This window comes from Saccharothrix mutabilis subsp. mutabilis, from assembly GCF_039521145.1.
Classification (GTDB): Bacteria; Actinomycetota; Actinomycetes; order Mycobacteriales; family Pseudonocardiaceae; genus Actinosynnema; species Actinosynnema mutabilis.
Map to the genome: position 1 here is coordinate 110,631 of NZ_BAAABU010000011.1, position 14,458 is coordinate 125,088.

Here is a 14,458-nt window from a genome sequence, read left to right on the forward strand (position 1 = left end):
CCCGGGGGGCGCGGCCCGTCGCTTTCCGGGGACGAGCCGGACCGGCCACCGCTGGTCGTCGACAGCCCGGTGGAGCGGTCCGCCCCGCTCGCGGCGCTGTGGGTGGACGACCAGCCGGAGAACTCCCGGTCGAGCAGTTGCGCGGCAACGGCGTCCGGGTGGACTTGGCGCTGTCCACCGGCGAGGGCGTGGCGCGGTTCGACAAGGGTCGGTACCGGGCCGTCAAGGCGGCGGGTGCCGACGTCGTCACGGATTCGCCGTTCGAGCTGTCGCAGTTCCTGCGCGCGCAGGGACTGCTCGATCTCTAGACGCGACGAAGGCCGCGCCCCTCGGGGACGCGGCCTTCGTGGTGGGCTGGGGTCAGGAGCGCGGAGCGCTGCCGGCTTGGTCGGTGAGCATGCGGAGGCCGCTGAGCAGGCCGCCGGCGATGTCGCCCTCCTTGAAGGACGCCACCATGCTCATCACCGCGAGCTTCGCGCCGCGGTCGGCCAGGCGGCGGTGGGACTCCTCGCCGGTCACGATCTCGACCGCCCGCTCGCCCGGGGACACGGCCACCAGGACCGCGTGCGACGGGCGCGGGGTGGCGGCGTGCAGCTCCTCCGCGCGGGCGCGGGTGTCGGAGCCCAGTTCGCCCAGGTAGACGCTGAAGTCCAGGCCGGTGGTCCGGCTGGCCAGGGTCAGGGCCTCGTCCAGGCTCGCCAGCTGCACCGGCGTGAACGGCAGGCTCGGGGCCTGCGGCTCGTACATCTTCGCCGCCGAGACCCGGCCGCTGTTGGTCACGACCGCGCCCAGCGGCAGGCTGCCGGGGTCGACCTTCGCCACGTGACTACCAGTTGCCACGAGCACCTCCCCTGGCGGTCGGGCCCGACGCCGGGGCCGACTCGACGTGGTGGTCTGCGTTGAGCCCCCCGGGGTTCGCGCTCCACCACACGGGCGCGTAGTTCCACTCCTGGCCCGGGCGGTACCGCGTGATGCGGGTGGCCTTCGGCCTCAGCGTCAGTAGCGTGATCACGCCGTAGATGGCCAGCGGGATCAGCGCGAAGACGAGCACGGTCTCCACGATGGTCACGGCGGTTACGGTAACCGATCCACCCGCTCACGTCCGGGCGAGGGGGCGTGCGAGCACCGCGGCCGTCAGCACGACCACCCCGCCCGCCACCAGGTACACCGTCCCCAGCGTCGTCGCGGCGGCCAGCGGACCGGCCAGACCGGCCCCGATCGGCGACAGCCCCCACGCCAGCACCCGGTAGGCACTGGTCACCCGACCCATCATCGGCACGGGCGTCAACCGCTGCCGCCGGGTCGCCGACAGCACGTTCCACCCCGCCGACGCCAGCCCGAAGCAGAACGCCGCCACGACCGCCACCGGCACCCACGGCACCCCGCCGAACACCGCGAACGCCACCCCGAGCAGCGCCAGCGCCCCCACCATGACCGGCGCGCCGCCGAGCCGGGCCGCCAGCACGGGGCTCAGCCGCGCCCCCGACAGCGCGCCCAGCGACATCACGACCACCAGCCACGGCACCCACTCCTCGGGCAGCCCCAGCACGGTGATCGAGTACAGCGACAGCATCGCGTTCACCGCCGCCGCGCACACCGCGGAGACGCCCACCGCGAGCACCAGCACCCGCAGGCCCGGTTGGCGGAACAGGTACGCGATCCCCTCGGTGAACTGCCCGCGCACCGTCCCGGTCCGCTCGGGCCGCGCCGCCTCGGGCCGCGCCACCTCGGGCACCCGCGCCACGAACACCGCCGCCACCACGAACGTCAGCGCGTCCAGGGCGAAGCACGCGGCCGGGTGCCACCAGAACAGCAGGCTGGCCGCCAGCGGGCCGACCAGGTCCATCCCGACCGTCTCGGCGGTCACGAACCGGCTGTTGGCGGCCTCCAGGTCGGCCGGCCCGGCCAGTTCCACGAGCAGCACCTGGGACGCGCTGTCCGCGAACGTCTCCGCACTGGTGAGGAGGAACCCCAGCGCGCACAGCAGCGCGACGCCGGCGCTATCTGTGAACACGGCCCACGCCAGCAGCCCCGTTACCAGCGCCCGGAAGGTGTGCGCGACGGCGACCACGAGCCGGGGCCGCCACCGGTCCACCAGGACGCCCGCCGGCAACGCCACCAGCAGCCACGGGAGCACCACCGCGACGGCCACCGCGGACGCCGCGAGGGGGCTGCGCGTGCTCACGGCGGTGTAGAGCGGGAGGGCGACCGTGCGGACACCGTCACCGACCAGGGACGTGATCCACGCGCCCGTCAGCAGGCGGAACGCCGGCGTGTGGACGCCCTGTGCACCGATCGACCGCTCCACGTCTGGGGACCCGTCTGTGATCTGGACGACTCTCAAGCAGAGGTCAGGTTACGCACGGTGTCCAGAGTGGCGGAACGTAGTAACCGAACGGTTCTACTGTCGCAGTGAGTACACCCGTCCGGCCTTCCCCCGGAAGGAGGCGAATGGCGGCCGGTTTGGCGTCTTGTCCTCCGCCCACTCGGCTTCTAGCTTTTCACCTGTACGGGTCTTGCGCATCCGTTTCCGGATACTAATTCCCGCCCGATGAGTCTCGGAGGACACGACATGTACACCACGAACCGCGCTGAGGTTGCCTCCTTCACCCTTTCGTCGTACGCCCGAACGGACGAGTCGGTTACGCCTGTTCAGCTGCCTGCCGGGGCGGCCAAGTCGGTGCGCATCACGGGACGGGACTCCGTTCGGATTACCTCCCGGGACAGCGTGCGCATCACGGCCCGGGACTCCGTGCGCATCACCGCGCGGGACAGCGTGCGCATCACGGCGTCGGTCCGGATCACGGCGCGGGACAGCGTGCGCATCACGGCCCGCGACTCGGTGCGCATCACGGCCCGCGACTCGGTGCGCATCACGGCCCGCGACTCGGTGCGCATCACGGCGCGGGACTCGGTGCGCATCACCGCTCGCGACTCCGTCCGCATCACGGCGCGGGACTCGGTCCGCATCACGGCCCGCGACTCCGTCCGCATCACGGCGCGCGACAGCGTTCGGATCACGGCCCGGGACAGCGTCCGCATCACGGCGCGCGACAGCGTGCGCATCACCGCTCGGGACAGCGTCCGCATCACCGCCACCCGGGACGACCTCGCGCTCGCCGCCTGACCGCGCCGCCGACCTACGCCGCCGGCTCGCCCAGGTAGGGCAGCCACAGCGGATCGGCCTCGGTCACGCCCGCCAGCAGCCGCCAGTGCGGCCCGCGCGGCGCGGCCGGCACGACCCGCAGCCGCCACCCCAGTTCGGACAGCAGCTTGTCGGCCTTGCGGTGGTTGCACTTGGCGCAGCAGGCCACGCAGTTGGTCCACGAGTGCGCCCCACCCCGACTCCGGGGCACCACGTGGTCGATCGTCTCGGCGCGTCCGCCGCAGTACGCGCAGCGGTACCGGTCCCGGTGCATCAGACCGGCGCGCGTCAGGGGCACCCGCCCCCGGTACGGCACGCGGACGTAGTTGCTCAACCTGATCACTGACGGCACGACGACCGCGGACGTGGAGGAATGGACGACGGCGCCCGCCGGGTCGCCGTGCACCACCTCCGCCTTGCCGCACACCACCAGCACCACCGCGCGCCGCAGCGGCAGCGCGGTCAGGGGCTCGAAGGTGGCGTTGAGCAGCAGGACCTTCCGTCTTCCCCAGGGGAAGGTCTTGGGCGCCGGACCGGCCCCTTCCCCGTCCGCGACGGCGTGCACCGCCACCTGTTTTTGGCCGGACGGGGCCAACGACGCGATCCCGGCGTTCACCAGGGCGCCGATCGGGGTGGGTTGTCGGTCTGGCACGCGACCACCTCCACCGGTTCAGCCATAGCAGACCACACTTCACCCCCAAAAATCACGTGTGATACCTGACGCGTCGCGGAGCCGAGGCCGAAAGTTCGGTGAACACCCTCCTATCGCACATGGTTTTCATCCCGCGCTAACCTCGGCGGGGTGACGCACCCTTCACCCGCGGCGCAGCCCGCGACGATCGCCTACCCCGCCGCGGAGCGCCTCGACCTGGTCGAACGGCTGCACGGGCACCCGGTGCCCGACCCCTACCGCTGGCTGGAGGACCCCGCCGACCCGCGCACGGCCGAGTGGTCGACGGCCCAGGACGCGCTCGCCCGCGCGTGGCTGGACGCCCAGCCCGGCCGCGACGCCCTCGGTGAACGCCTGGCCGAACTCATGCGCACCGGTTCGGTGGGCACGCCGGTGTGGCGCGCCGGACGGGCGTTCTACACCCGGCGCGGGCCGGAGCAGGACTTCCCCGTCCTCTACGTGCTGGAGGGCGGGGAGGAGCGCGTGCTGCTCGACGTCACCGCGCTCGACCCGTCCGGCCGCACCACGCTGGACCGCTGGACCCCGTCCCTGGAGGGCACGCGGCTGGCCTACCAGGTGTCCGTGGGCGGCGACGAGCACTCGCTGCTGCACGTCCTGGACGTGGCGACCGGCGAGCTGGTCGAGGGGCCGATCGACCGGTGCCGCTACTCCCCCGTGGGCTGGCTGCCCGGCGGCGAGGAGTTCTTCTACGTGCGCCGCCTGGACCCCGACCTGGTGCCCGAGGACGAGCGGCAGTTCCACCGGCGGGTCTGGCGGCACCGGGTGGGCACGGACCCGGCGCACGACGTGAACGTCCACGGCGACGGCCTCGACCACACCTACTACTACGGGCTGTCGCTGACCGACGACGGCCGGTGGCTGGTGGTCAACGGTGCACCCGGCACGGTCCGGCGCGACTCGGTGTGGATCGCGGACCTGCACGGCGACGGCGAGCTGCGCGAGGTCGTCTCCGCCGACGCCGGCGCGCAGTGCTCGGCATGGGTCGAGGGCGACCGGCTCTACCTGCGCACCAGCCTCGACGCGCCCCGGTTCCGGCTGTGCGTGGCCGACCCGGCGCGGCCGACCGAGTGGACCGAGCTGGTCCCCGAGCAGCCCGACTCCGTGCTCGACGGCGCGACCTGGCTGGACGGGACCCTGGTCCTGCTGCGCACCCGGCACGCGGTGTCGGAGCTGCACCTGCACGACCCGGCGACGGGCGAGTGGCTGGGCGAGGTGCCCCTGCCGGGCACCGGCTCCCTGCACGGCTGGTCCACTGTGGACGACCGGACCGACGCGGACCGGGACGTCCTGTGGTTCGGCTGGTCGGACTTCGTGACGCCGCTGTCGGTCTACCGGTTCTCGAAGTCGACCGGGCGGACGGTCCTGCACGCCGCCGCGCCGGGCGCGGTGGAGCTGCCCGAGCTGACCACCCAGCAGGTCGAGTACACGTCGCCGGACGGCACGACCGTGCGCATGTTCGTGGTGTCCGGCCAAGCCACCCCCGACCTGCCCCGGCCCGCGCTGCTGACCGGCTACGGCGGCTTCGCCGTCGGGCAGGGGCCGGGCTACCGCGCCACGGCGCTGGCGTGGGTCGAGGCCGGCGGTGTGTGGGCGCTGCCCTCGCTGCGCGGCGGCGACGAGGAGGGCGAGGAGTGGCACCGCGCCGGGATGCGCGAGCGCAAGCAGAACGTGTTCGACGACTTCCACGCGGCGGCGCTGAAGCTGATCTCCGACGGGTGGACCTCGCCGCAGCAGCTCGCGATCATGGGCGGTTCCAACGGCGGCCTGCTCGTCGGGGCGGCCCTGACCCAGCGGCCGGAGCTGTACGCGGCCGTGGTGTGCTCAGCGCCACTGCTGGACATGGTGCGGTACGAGAACTTCCTGCTCGGGCGGCTGTGGGCGGAGGAGTACGGCAGCGCGGCGGTCCCGGAGGAGCTGGCGTGGCTGCTGTCCTACTCCCCGTACCACCGGGTCCGGGCCGGCGTTGAGTACCCTTCGGTGCTGTTCACGGTGTTCGAGTCGGACAGCCGCGTGGACCCCAACCACGCCCGGAAGATGTGCGCCGCGCTCCAGCACGCGACGGCGAGTGATCCGACCAAGCACCCCGTGCTCCTGCGCCGGGAGACCGAGGTGGGGCACGCGGGGCGATCGGTGAGCCGGTCGCTCGCCCTCGCCGTGGACCAGTTGACCTTCCTGGCCGGTGCGACCGGGCTGGAGTTCGCGTGAGGTAGTCCGAGGAGGAATGAGCCGGTGGTTCTGTCGGTGGACGTCGAGTCGACGCTGGCAGTCAGTTGGTGGGTGGAGAACGGCCCGAAGATGGCCGAGGGAGCGCTGCGGATCGCGCTCACGGTGCTCATCGCGGTCGTCGTCCGCTTCGTGCTGCGGCGGCTGATCGATCGGCTGACCAGGGGCTCGTCGGAGGGCCGCAAGCCCAAGCTGCTCAAGCCCCTGCGCGAACGCGCCCCCCAGGCGTTGAACGGGCTGGTGTCCGAGCGGCGGGAGCAGCGCGCCAAGACCATCGGCTCGGTCCTGAAGTCGGTCACCACGATCGTGGTGTTCGGCATCGCGTTCATCCAGGTGCTCACCGAGCTGGGCATGAACGTGGCGCCGATCCTGACCTCCGCCGGCATCCTCGGCGTCGCCATCGGCTTCGGCGCGCAGAACCTGGTCAAGGACTTCCTGTCCGGCATGTTCATGATGCTGGAGGACCAGTACGGGGTCGGCGACGTCGTGGACCTGGGGCCGGCGACCGGCACCGTCGAGTCGGTGGGGCTGCGCATCACCACGATCCGCGACACCAACGGCACGGTCTGGTACGTCCGCAACGGCGAGATCCTGCGGGTCGGCAACTCCTCGCAGGGCTTCGCGGTCGCGGTGGTGGACCTGCCACTGGCCTACGGGGCGAACCTGGCCTCGGCGAGCGAGGTGCTGACCACGGCGGCGCTGGAGGCCGTGGCGGAGGAGTCGCTGGAGAAGGACACCATCGACAAGCCGCAGGTGCTGGGCGTGGAGAAGGTGACGCCCGAGGGCATCACCATGCGGGTGACGGTGAAGGTGCGGCCGGGGCGGCAGTGGGCGGTGCAGCGGGCGCTGCGGGCCAAGCTGATGCCGGCGCTGGAAGACGCGGGGATCCCGCTCAAGGCGTGAGTCCCCCCGGACTTGAGGCAGGATGGAAGCGTGACCAGTACCGAGAACTTCTACGAAGCGGTGGGCGGGTACGAGACGTTCCACAAGATCGTCGCGCGCTTCTACGAGCTGGTCGCCGACGACCCGGTGCTGCGCCCGCTCTACCCGGAGGAGGACCTCGGCCCCGCCGAGGAGCGCTTCCGCCTGTTCCTGATGCAGTACTGGGGCGGCCCGCACACCTACTCCGACCAGCGCGGCCACCCGCGGTTGCGGATGCGCCACGCGCCGTTCGTGATCGGTCCCGTCGAGCGGGACGCGTGGCTGCGGTGCATGCGGGTCGCGGTGGACGAGGCCGACCTGTCGCCGCAGCACCGCGACCAGCTGTGGGCGTACCTGGAGATGGCCGCGAACAGCCTCATGAACGCCTGGGTGTGACCGCCGACCCGCACCGCGATCACCCGAACGGGGACGGGTGATCGCGGTGCGGGTGGCAGGATGACACCTCGTGCGACGATCCTCCGACCTCCAACCAGAGATCGCCGACGAGTCCGCCTGGTGGCGTGACGCCGTCTTCTACCAGGTCTACGTGCGCTCGTTCGCCGACTCCGACGGCGACGGCGTGGGCGACCTGGAGGGCATCCGCTCCCGGCTGGGTTACCTGGAACTGCTCGGCGTGGACGCCCTGTGGCTCACGCCGTTCTACCCGTCCCCGATGGCCGACCACGGCTACGACGTGGCCGACCCCCGCGACGTGGACCCGCTGTTCGGCGACCTGGCCGCCTTCGACCGCCTGGTCGCCGAGGCGCACGAGCACAACATCCGGGTCACCGTCGACCTCGTCCCGAACCACACCAGCGACCGCCACGAGTGGTTCCAGGCGGCGCTGCGGGCCGGTCCGGGCAGCGCGGAGCGGGACCGGTACTTCTTCCGCGACGGCCAGGGCTACGACGGCTCGCAGCCGCCGAACAACTGGACCAGCGTCTTCGGCGGCCCGGCGTGGACCCGGGTCGCGGACGGCCAGTGGTACCTGCACCTGTTCGCGCCCGAGCAGCCCGACCTGAACTGGGAGAACGCGGACGTGCCCGCGGACCTGGTCCGGACGCTGCGCTTCTGGCTGGACCGCGGCGTGGACGGGTTCCGGATCGACGTCGCCCACGGCATGGCCAAGCCCTACGGCTTGCCGAACATGGAACCGCGGGCGGCCCACGGTTCCGGGGTGCTGCACGACAACGCGCTGGACCCCCGCTTCGACAACGACGCCGTCCACGACGTGCACCGCCTGATCCGCAAGGTGCTCGACGAGTACCCGGGCCGCATGGCGGTCGGCGAGATCTGGGTCAAGGACGACGAGCGCTTCGCCCGCTACATCCGACCGGACGAGCTGCACCTGGGCTTCAACTTCCGGCTGGTGGAGGCGGCGTTCGACGCGGACGCGGTCCGTTCGGCGATCGAACACTCCCTGGCGGCCGTGCAGCCCTACGACACGCCCCCGACGTGGACCCTGTCCAACCACGACGTGGTGCGGCACGTCACCCGCTACGGCGGCGGCGAGCTGGGCACGAAGCGGGCGCGGGCGATGGCTCTGGTCGAGCTGGCCCTGCCCGGCGTCGTCTACCTCTACAACGGCGAAGAACTGGGCCTGCCGAACGTGGAACTCCCGGACTGGGCCCTCCAGGACCCGACGTGGCTGCGCTCGGGCCACACCGAACGCGGCCGGGACGGCTGCCGCGTGCCACTGCCCTGGGAGGGCGCGACGCCGCCGTTCGGCTTCACCGCGGGCGTCGGCACCTGGCTGCCGCAACCGAACGAGTGGGGCGCGCTGACGGCGGAGTCGCAGCTGGAAGACCCGGAGTCGATGCTGTCGCTGTACCGGCACGCGCTGGAACTGCGCAAGTCGCACCCGAAGATCACCGGCGACGAGGTCGAGTGGTACGGCGCGCCCGCCGGCTGCTTCGCCTTCCGCCGCAAGGGCGGCGGCCTGATCTGCGCCCTCAACACCTCGGGCGGCCCGGTTCCGCTGCCTCCGGGCGAGGTCCTCCTGTCCAGCGGCCCGATGGACGGCCCCCAACTGCCCCCGGACACAGCAGTCTGGCTCGTCTAACACAATTGCACTCTTGGCGCGCAACGCCGCTCTTCAGCGGCGAAGCCGCCGAGCGGGCAGTCCACCGGAGGGGACACAACTCAAGCCGGGCTTCTTGCTTGTGTCATCTCCGTATGGCCCGCCCGAAGGGCTACCACATTTTCCCGGGGTTGGGCCAAAAAGTTTTGCGAGGGACGAGCAAAAGTTTTTCGACCAACCCCGGGAAAATGTGGTCGGCTTTGCCGGGTCATGCGGAGATGGCACAAGCAAGAAGCCCCCGCTTTGGCAGTTGTGTCCATCTTCGGTGGCTCGCCCGCCGGCGAGGCTCTTTTACGCTTTGAACTCACGCTGTCGCTCTCAAGCCCTCGCTTCGCGGGTCTTCACGCAACGCGCTCCGCGCTCTCAAGCTCGGACGCGCTTCGCGCTTGGGAGCGCTTCGCGCGTTGCGCGAAGCGCTCTAAAGCTGAAAAGCGGCCGGGAGGCCTCCAGTGGGGGGAAGGGCCTGCGTGTTCCCCACCGCATGACCTGGCGGAGCCGACCACACTTTTCGGGGGTCGGTCGAAAAACTTTTTGCTCGTGCCTCGCAAAAACTTTTTGGCCCGACCCCCGAAAAGTGTGGTAGCCCTTCGGGCAGGTCATACGGTGGGGAACACGAAGGCCCCTTGTGGCTGGGAGCCCAAACCAAAAGCACGCCGCTGCGCGGCGAAGCGCGCTGCGCGCGGAGAGGCGGTGCAGGGGTGTGGCGGTGCGGGGGTGTGGCGGTGTGGGGGTCAGACCAGGAGGGGGAGCATGGAGTGGCGGCGGCGGACTACCGCGCCGAAGCGGGCGTCGATGCGCAGCCACGAGTCCGTTGCCGTGACCCGCACGTCGTCGCCGCCCAGGAAACCCATCCCCGACAACGCGAACAGGCAACGCAACGGCACCTTCACGTCCAACCCCGACCCGCTGACCGTCAGCACCGTCTGGTCCAGCAACGACGCCGGTGGCGTCCCGTGCGGGCCGGTGTTCTCGCGGGCTACCGCCACGCCCTGTTCCGCCAGGTCCGAGACGACGTCGCCCGGCAGTCGGTCCACCTGTTGCCAGCCCTCGGCCGGTGGCAGGGCCGAGCGCCACAGCAGGTCCTTCGGCGCGCCCGGGTCGATGGTTTCGCTGCGCACGACCGCCAGGCCCGTCAGCAGGTCCGTGCCGGACACCGTGACGTCGCCGGGGTTGATCCGGCCCGCCACCGTGCGGGTGGCCAGGGTGTCGAACGGGGTCGCCACCCAGGCGTCCAGGAGGTCGCCGGACGGGCGGTTGCGCAGGCGGACGACGGTGGTCGCGTCCAAGCGGACCGCTCGGGCCACGAAGGCGCCCAGGTCGTCTCGCTCGGACGGGTCGGCCAGGACCAGTTCAGGCACCGTTGCCTCCGGCACGCCAACCCGCGAGGAAGTCGCGTTCGGCTTCTGATAGACGGCGCGGGCGTCCGGCCGTGAGGTTGTAGGGCACCATCAGTGTTTCGGCGGTCGCGACCACCGGGCTCCCCTCCCGCCGCCCGTTGCGTACGGTGTAGTCCAACGTGAAGGACGCGGACTTCAATTCCCGGACCGACATCTCCACCACGATCTCGTCACCGGTGAACACCAGCGGGGCCAGGTAGTCGACCACCAGGCGGGCCACCACCACGCCCTCGGCCATGTCCGGCACGCCGTGCCGCACCGCCTCGGTGAACAGGAGGTCTATCCGCGCCTCTTCCAGCAGGGTCACCGTGTTGGCGTGGTTGACGTGGCCGTACGCGTCCATGTCCGACCACCTCGGACGCACTCCCGTGACGAACACACCCAACTTGAACGCGCCTCCCACTGTCGGACGTATCCACGTGACCCTATCCGACCGCTAAGCCCAGGTTAGAGCGCCGTCCACGCCCAGGAACCGGCTGAGGTCCGCGATCTCCCGGTCCAGGTCCGGGCGCGGGCCGAAGGGGTTGACCTCGAAACCGGTTCCGGTGCGCCGCCACGTCGCCACCACGCGGCCGTCCACGACGACGTGCGGGGTCAGGATGCCGCCGCCGGTCTGGACCCGGCGCGCGTGCGCCGGGTCCAGGGCGAGGCCGCGGTCCTTGTAGCCCAACAGGTACGTGTCGAAGTGGCCGAGCATGCGGGTGGTGCCGGCGGGGGTGGCCGGTTCGTCCTCGATCTCGGGCAGGTCGCGGAGCAGGCCCTTGGGCAGGCCGCTCCACGCCGCGAAGTCGGCGACCGTGGCCGGGCCGTAGGCGCGTCGGTAGCGCCGCCACAACTGTTCCACCGTGCCGGGTTCCGGGATGTCCGCGAGGAGTGCGTACCGGTCGTCCAAGGTCCGGTACAGGACGCCGTTGGCCGCCGCGTAGGCCATCAGGTGGGCCGGGGCCTGGGACTTCGGGTCGAGGGCGATGCCGACCTCGGTCAGGCGGGTGACGACGTCCCGCCGGGGCAGGGGGTCGGTGAGGACCTCGCGCAGCGCCGGGAGGGCTCGGGCGCAGAGGTCGTCGGTGAGGCCGAGTTCCTCGCGCCGGCGTTTGCCGCGTTGGACGTTGACCGGGGAAAGCGGGCCCAGCACCCAGAGGTCGTCCGACCTGAGCAGGTGCAGGGTGCCGCGCATGGCCCAGGTGCGGACGACGTCGCCGGTCAGGTCGTGGACGCCCCTGGCCCGCGCGGCCAACCGCAGGGCGTTGACGTCCTGGGCTTGCAGGGCCAGGACGGAGTCCAGCAGTTCCCCGGTGGTGGTCGCCTGCTCGGACAGGCGTTGGGCGCGCATGCGTTGCGCCAGAACGGTCACCGCCTGGCCCCGGTGGAACCCCGGACCACCAGTTCCGGCTGGAAGACGAACTCCGCGTGCGGGGCCGGGGTGCCGCCGATCTCCTCCAGCAGCGCGTGCACGGCCGCCTGGCCCATCGCCTCCACCGGCTGGCGGATGGTGGTCAGCGGCGGGTCGGCGAAGACGATGAGCGGGGAGTCGTCGAAGCCGACCACGGAGATGTCGCCGGGCACGTGCAGGTCGCGGCGGCGGGCCGCGCGGATCGCGCCGAAGGCCATCAGGTCGCTGCCGCACACGACGGCCGTGCAGCCCCGGTCGTAGAGCTTGTCCGCCGCCGCCTGGCCACCCTCGACGGTGAACAGCGAGTGCTCGACCCACGCCAGGTCGCGGTCCAGCTGGGTGAAGGCCTCGACCATGCGCTGGGCCGGGACGAACCGCGACGGGCCGACCGCGAGGCCGATCCGCTCGTGGCCCAGGTCCTGGAGGTGGCTCACGGCCAGGCGGACCGCGGCCCGGTGGTCCACCGAGACGAACGGGGCCTTGATGCGGTCGGTGTAGCCGTTGACCATCACGAACGGCACCCCGCGGCCGGCCAGCTTGACGTAGCGGTCGGTGTCGGCGGTGGTGTCGGCGTGCAGGCCGGAGACGAAGACGATGCCGGTGACGCCCCGGTCGACCAGCATCTCGGTCAGCTGGTCCTCGGTGGAGCCGCCCGGGGTCTGCGTGCACAGGACCGGGGTGAACCCGTCGCGGCTGAGCACCTGCTCGATGACCTGGGCGAACGCCGGGAAGATCGGGTTGTTCAGCTCGGGGGTGATGAGCCCGATCAACCCGGCGCTGCGCTGCCGGAGGCGGGGTGGGCGCTCGTAGCCGAGCACGTCCATCGCGGCGACGACCGCCTGGCGGGTGGCGGGCGAGACGCCCGGCTTGCCGTTGACCACCCGGCTGACCGTCGCCTCGCTCACGCCTGCCTGGGTCGCGATGTCACTGAGCCGCGCTGTCACACCGGGTGACTCTACGGCCGGTGCCACCACACCGTCGTGTCAGACGGCACCACCAGCGTGGTGTCGGTGGTGCGGTGGTCGCCCGAGGCGAGCAGGACCTCGCCGTCGAAGGGCACCTCGACCTCCTCCGCGCCCAGGTTGACCACGCAGGTGAAGCCGCGGCGGCGGAAGGCGAGGACGCCGGCCGGGGTGTCCAGCCACTCGACGTCCGTGCCCTGGCCGAGCGCGGGGTGGTCGCGGCGGATGCGCAGGGCGTCCCGGTACAGGTGGAGGGTCGAGGACCGGTCCTCCTGCTGGGCGGCGACGCTCAGCGAGCCCCAGCTGTCGGGCTGCGGCAGCCACGAGCCGCCGTCGCCGAAGCCGTAGGACGGGCCGTCGGTGGTCCACGGGATCGGGACGCGGCAGCCGTCGCGGCCCCGGTCGGTGCGGCCCGAGCGCTCCCACACCGGGTCCTGCAGGACCTCCTCGGGCAGGTCCAGCACCTCGGGCAGGCCCAGTTCCTCGCCCTGGTAGACGTAGGCCGAGCCGGGCAGGGCCAGCATGAGCAGCGCGGCGGCGCGGGCGCGGGCCAGGCTGCCGTAGCGGGTGACGTGGCGCTGCACGTCGTGGTTGGACAGCACCCACGTGGTCGGGGCCTGCACCGGGGCCATCGCGGCCAGGGACTGGTCGATGACGGTCCGCAGCGCCTCGGCGTCCCACTCGGCGGTCAGGTAGTGGAAGTTGAACGCCTGGTGCAGCTCGTCCGCGCGCAGGTAGCGCGCGGTGCGCTCGGGGCTGGGGGTCCACGCCTCGGCCACGCCCACCCGGACGCCCGGGTAGGAGTCGAGGACCTTGCGCCAGTCGCGGTAGATCTCGTGCACGCCGTCCTGGTCGAAGAACGGCAGCGCCTCGGTGCCCAGGAGCTTGAGCTGCTCGGTGCGGCCCACGTCGGGCAGGCCGTCGGCCTTGACCAGGCCGTGCGCCACGTCGATGCGGAAGCCGTCCACGCCCAGGTCCAGCCAGAAGCGCAGGACGTCCAGGAACTCCTCGCGGACCTCCGGGCGCTCCCAGTTCAGGTCGGGCTGCTCGGGCGCGAACAGGTGCAGGTACCACTGGCCGTCGGGGACGCGGGTCCAGGCCGGGCCGCCGAAGATGGACTCCCAGTCGTTGGGCGGCTGGTCGCCGTCGCCGTCGCGGAAGTGGTAGCGGGCGCGTTCCGGGGAGCCGGGGGCGGCGGCGAGGGCCTGCTTGAACCACTCGTGCTCGCTGCTGGTGTGGTTCGGGACGAGGTCCACGATGACCCGGATGCCGAGGTCGTGGGCGTCGGCGATGAGGGCGCGGGCGTCCTCGATGTCGCCGAACACCGGGTCCACCGCGCGGTAGTCGGCGACGTCGTACCCGCCGTCGGCCTGCGGCGAGGAGTAGAACGGGGTGATCCACACCGCGTCCACGCCCAGGTCGGCGAGGTACGGGAGGCGGGAGCGGATGCCGGGCAGGTCACCGACGCCGTCGCCGTTCGAGTCGGCGAAGCTGCGCACGTAGACCTGGTAGATCACGGCCTCGCGCCACCAGTCCTGGCTCATGGGTTCCGTCCTTCCTCCGGGAGTGGCGGGACCGATGAAATACTTTGCAAGTGTTTTCAGCAAGTCCCGCAGGTGGTATGACCTAGAGCACATCCCTGCCGA

15 protein-coding genes are annotated in these 14,458 nt (G+C 71.7%); 6 read left to right on the forward strand and 9 right to left on the reverse strand.

The genetic code is table 11. The annotated features are described in order from the left end of the window. Positions 1-98: 98 nt before the first annotated feature. Entirely contained in the window at positions 99-308 is a 210-nt protein-coding gene (locus ABD126_RS23495; RefSeq protein WP_343936043.1) for a hypothetical protein, read from the forward strand. A gap of 52 nt (positions 309-360) precedes the next feature. Here ABD126_RS23495 and ABD126_RS23500 read toward each other — a convergent pair whose 3' ends face one another. Genes ABD126_RS23500 through ABD126_RS23510 form a run of 3 tightly spaced genes read right to left on the reverse strand, consistent with a single transcriptional unit; the run spans position 361 to position 2,308 of the window. Further along, positions 361-840 carry a DUF5130 family protein gene (locus ABD126_RS23500; protein ID WP_343936044.1) on the reverse strand — a complete coding sequence of 160 codons (480 nt, stop codon included), beginning with the start codon at positions 838-840 and terminating at the stop codon, positions 361-363. Then, entirely contained in the window at positions 827-1,069 is a 243-nt protein-coding gene (gene ctaJ, locus ABD126_RS23505) for an aa3-type cytochrome oxidase subunit CtaJ (protein ID WP_343936045.1), read from the reverse strand. The genes ABD126_RS23500 and ctaJ overlap by 14 nt, the downstream gene beginning before the upstream one ends. Before the next feature lie 27 nt (positions 1,070-1,096). Next, positions 1,097-2,308 (reverse strand): MFS transporter, encoded by a 1,212-nt coding sequence (locus tag ABD126_RS23510; protein ID WP_343936046.1) that lies wholly within the window; start codon positions 2,306-2,308, stop codon positions 1,097-1,099. 264 nt (positions 2,309-2,572) lie between these two features. On the opposite strand from ABD126_RS23510, the gene ABD126_RS23515 reads away from it, so the two are divergent. Further along, complete coding sequence (locus tag ABD126_RS23515; RefSeq protein WP_343936047.1) at positions 2,573-3,127, forward strand: DUF2345 domain-containing protein; 555 nt, start codon at positions 2,573-2,575, stop codon at positions 3,125-3,127. A gap of 13 nt (positions 3,128-3,140) precedes the next feature. Here the strand turns inward: ABD126_RS23515 and ABD126_RS23520 are convergent, their stop codons facing one another. Continuing rightward, on the reverse strand, positions 3,141-3,797 hold the full coding sequence (locus ABD126_RS23520) for an HNH endonuclease (protein ID WP_343936048.1): 657 nt from the start codon (positions 3,795-3,797) through the stop codon (positions 3,141-3,143). Between the two features lie 150 nt (positions 3,798-3,947). Here ABD126_RS23520 and ABD126_RS23525 point away from each other — a divergent pair, with 150 nt between their 5' ends. From ABD126_RS23525 to ABD126_RS23540, 4 genes are all read left to right on the forward strand, one after another. Further along, on the forward strand, positions 3,948-6,041 hold the full coding sequence (locus tag ABD126_RS23525; RefSeq protein WP_343936049.1) for a prolyl oligopeptidase family serine peptidase: 2,094 nt from the start codon (positions 3,948-3,950) through the stop codon (positions 6,039-6,041). A gap of 90 nt (positions 6,042-6,131) precedes the next feature. Then, on the forward strand, positions 6,132-6,962 hold the full coding sequence (locus ABD126_RS23530) for a mechanosensitive ion channel family protein (protein WP_343936104.1): 831 nt from the start codon (positions 6,132-6,134) through the stop codon (positions 6,960-6,962). Between the two features lie 30 nt (positions 6,963-6,992). Continuing rightward, a complete protein-coding gene (locus ABD126_RS23535; RefSeq protein ID WP_343936050.1) occupies positions 6,993-7,376 on the forward strand; it encodes a globin in 384 nt (127 codons plus the stop codon). A 70-nt stretch (positions 7,377-7,446) separates the two neighbouring features. Next, entirely contained in the window at positions 7,447-9,042 is a 1,596-nt protein-coding gene (locus ABD126_RS23540) for a glycoside hydrolase family 13 protein (RefSeq protein ID WP_343936051.1), read from the forward strand. A 749-nt stretch (positions 9,043-9,791) separates the two neighbouring features. Here the strand turns inward: ABD126_RS23540 and ABD126_RS23545 are convergent. From ABD126_RS23545 to ABD126_RS23565, 5 genes are read right to left on the reverse strand one after another with little or no spacing between them, the layout of a single operon-like run. Beyond that, a complete protein-coding gene (locus ABD126_RS23545) occupies positions 9,792-10,418 on the reverse strand; it encodes a DUF8185 domain-containing protein (protein WP_343936052.1) in 627 nt (208 codons plus the stop codon). Continuing rightward, positions 10,411-10,842, reverse strand: coding sequence for an acyl-CoA thioesterase (locus tag ABD126_RS23550; RefSeq protein WP_343936053.1), 432 nt, complete (start codon positions 10,840-10,842; stop codon positions 10,411-10,413). The genes ABD126_RS23545 and ABD126_RS23550 overlap by 8 nt, the downstream gene beginning before the upstream one ends. Positions 10,843-10,893: 51 nt before the next feature. Further along, a complete protein-coding gene (locus tag ABD126_RS23555) occupies positions 10,894-11,790 on the reverse strand; it encodes a DNA glycosylase AlkZ-like family protein (RefSeq protein WP_343936054.1) in 897 nt (298 codons plus the stop codon). Positions 11,791-11,807: 17 nt separating this feature from the next. Continuing rightward, complete coding sequence (locus ABD126_RS23560) at positions 11,808-12,794, reverse strand: LacI family DNA-binding transcriptional regulator (protein WP_343936055.1); 987 nt, start codon at positions 12,792-12,794, stop codon at positions 11,808-11,810. 11 nt (positions 12,795-12,805) lie between these two features. Next, positions 12,806-14,356, reverse strand: a complete 1,551-nt coding sequence (locus tag ABD126_RS23565; protein WP_343936056.1) for a glycoside hydrolase family 13 protein — start codon at positions 14,354-14,356, stop codon at positions 12,806-12,808. Between the last annotated feature and the right edge of the window lie 102 nt (positions 14,357-14,458).

Bases quoted from the DNA above. Each gene is read 5' to 3' on its own strand.
- ABD126_RS23555 (WP_343936054.1), bottom strand. From the start codon at position 11,790: ATGCGCGCCCAACGCCTGTCCGAGCAGGCGACCACCACCGGGGAACTG.
- ABD126_RS23530 (WP_343936104.1), top strand. From the start codon at position 6,132: ATGGCCGAGGGAGCGCTGCGGATCGCGCTCACGGTGCTCATCGCGGTC.
- ABD126_RS23565 (WP_343936056.1), bottom strand. From the start codon at position 14,356: ATGAGCCAGGACTGGTGGCGCGAGGCCGTGATCTACCAGGTCTACGTG.
- ABD126_RS23515 (WP_343936047.1), top strand. From the start codon at position 2,573: ATGTACACCACGAACCGCGCTGAGGTTGCCTCCTTCACCCTTTCGTCG.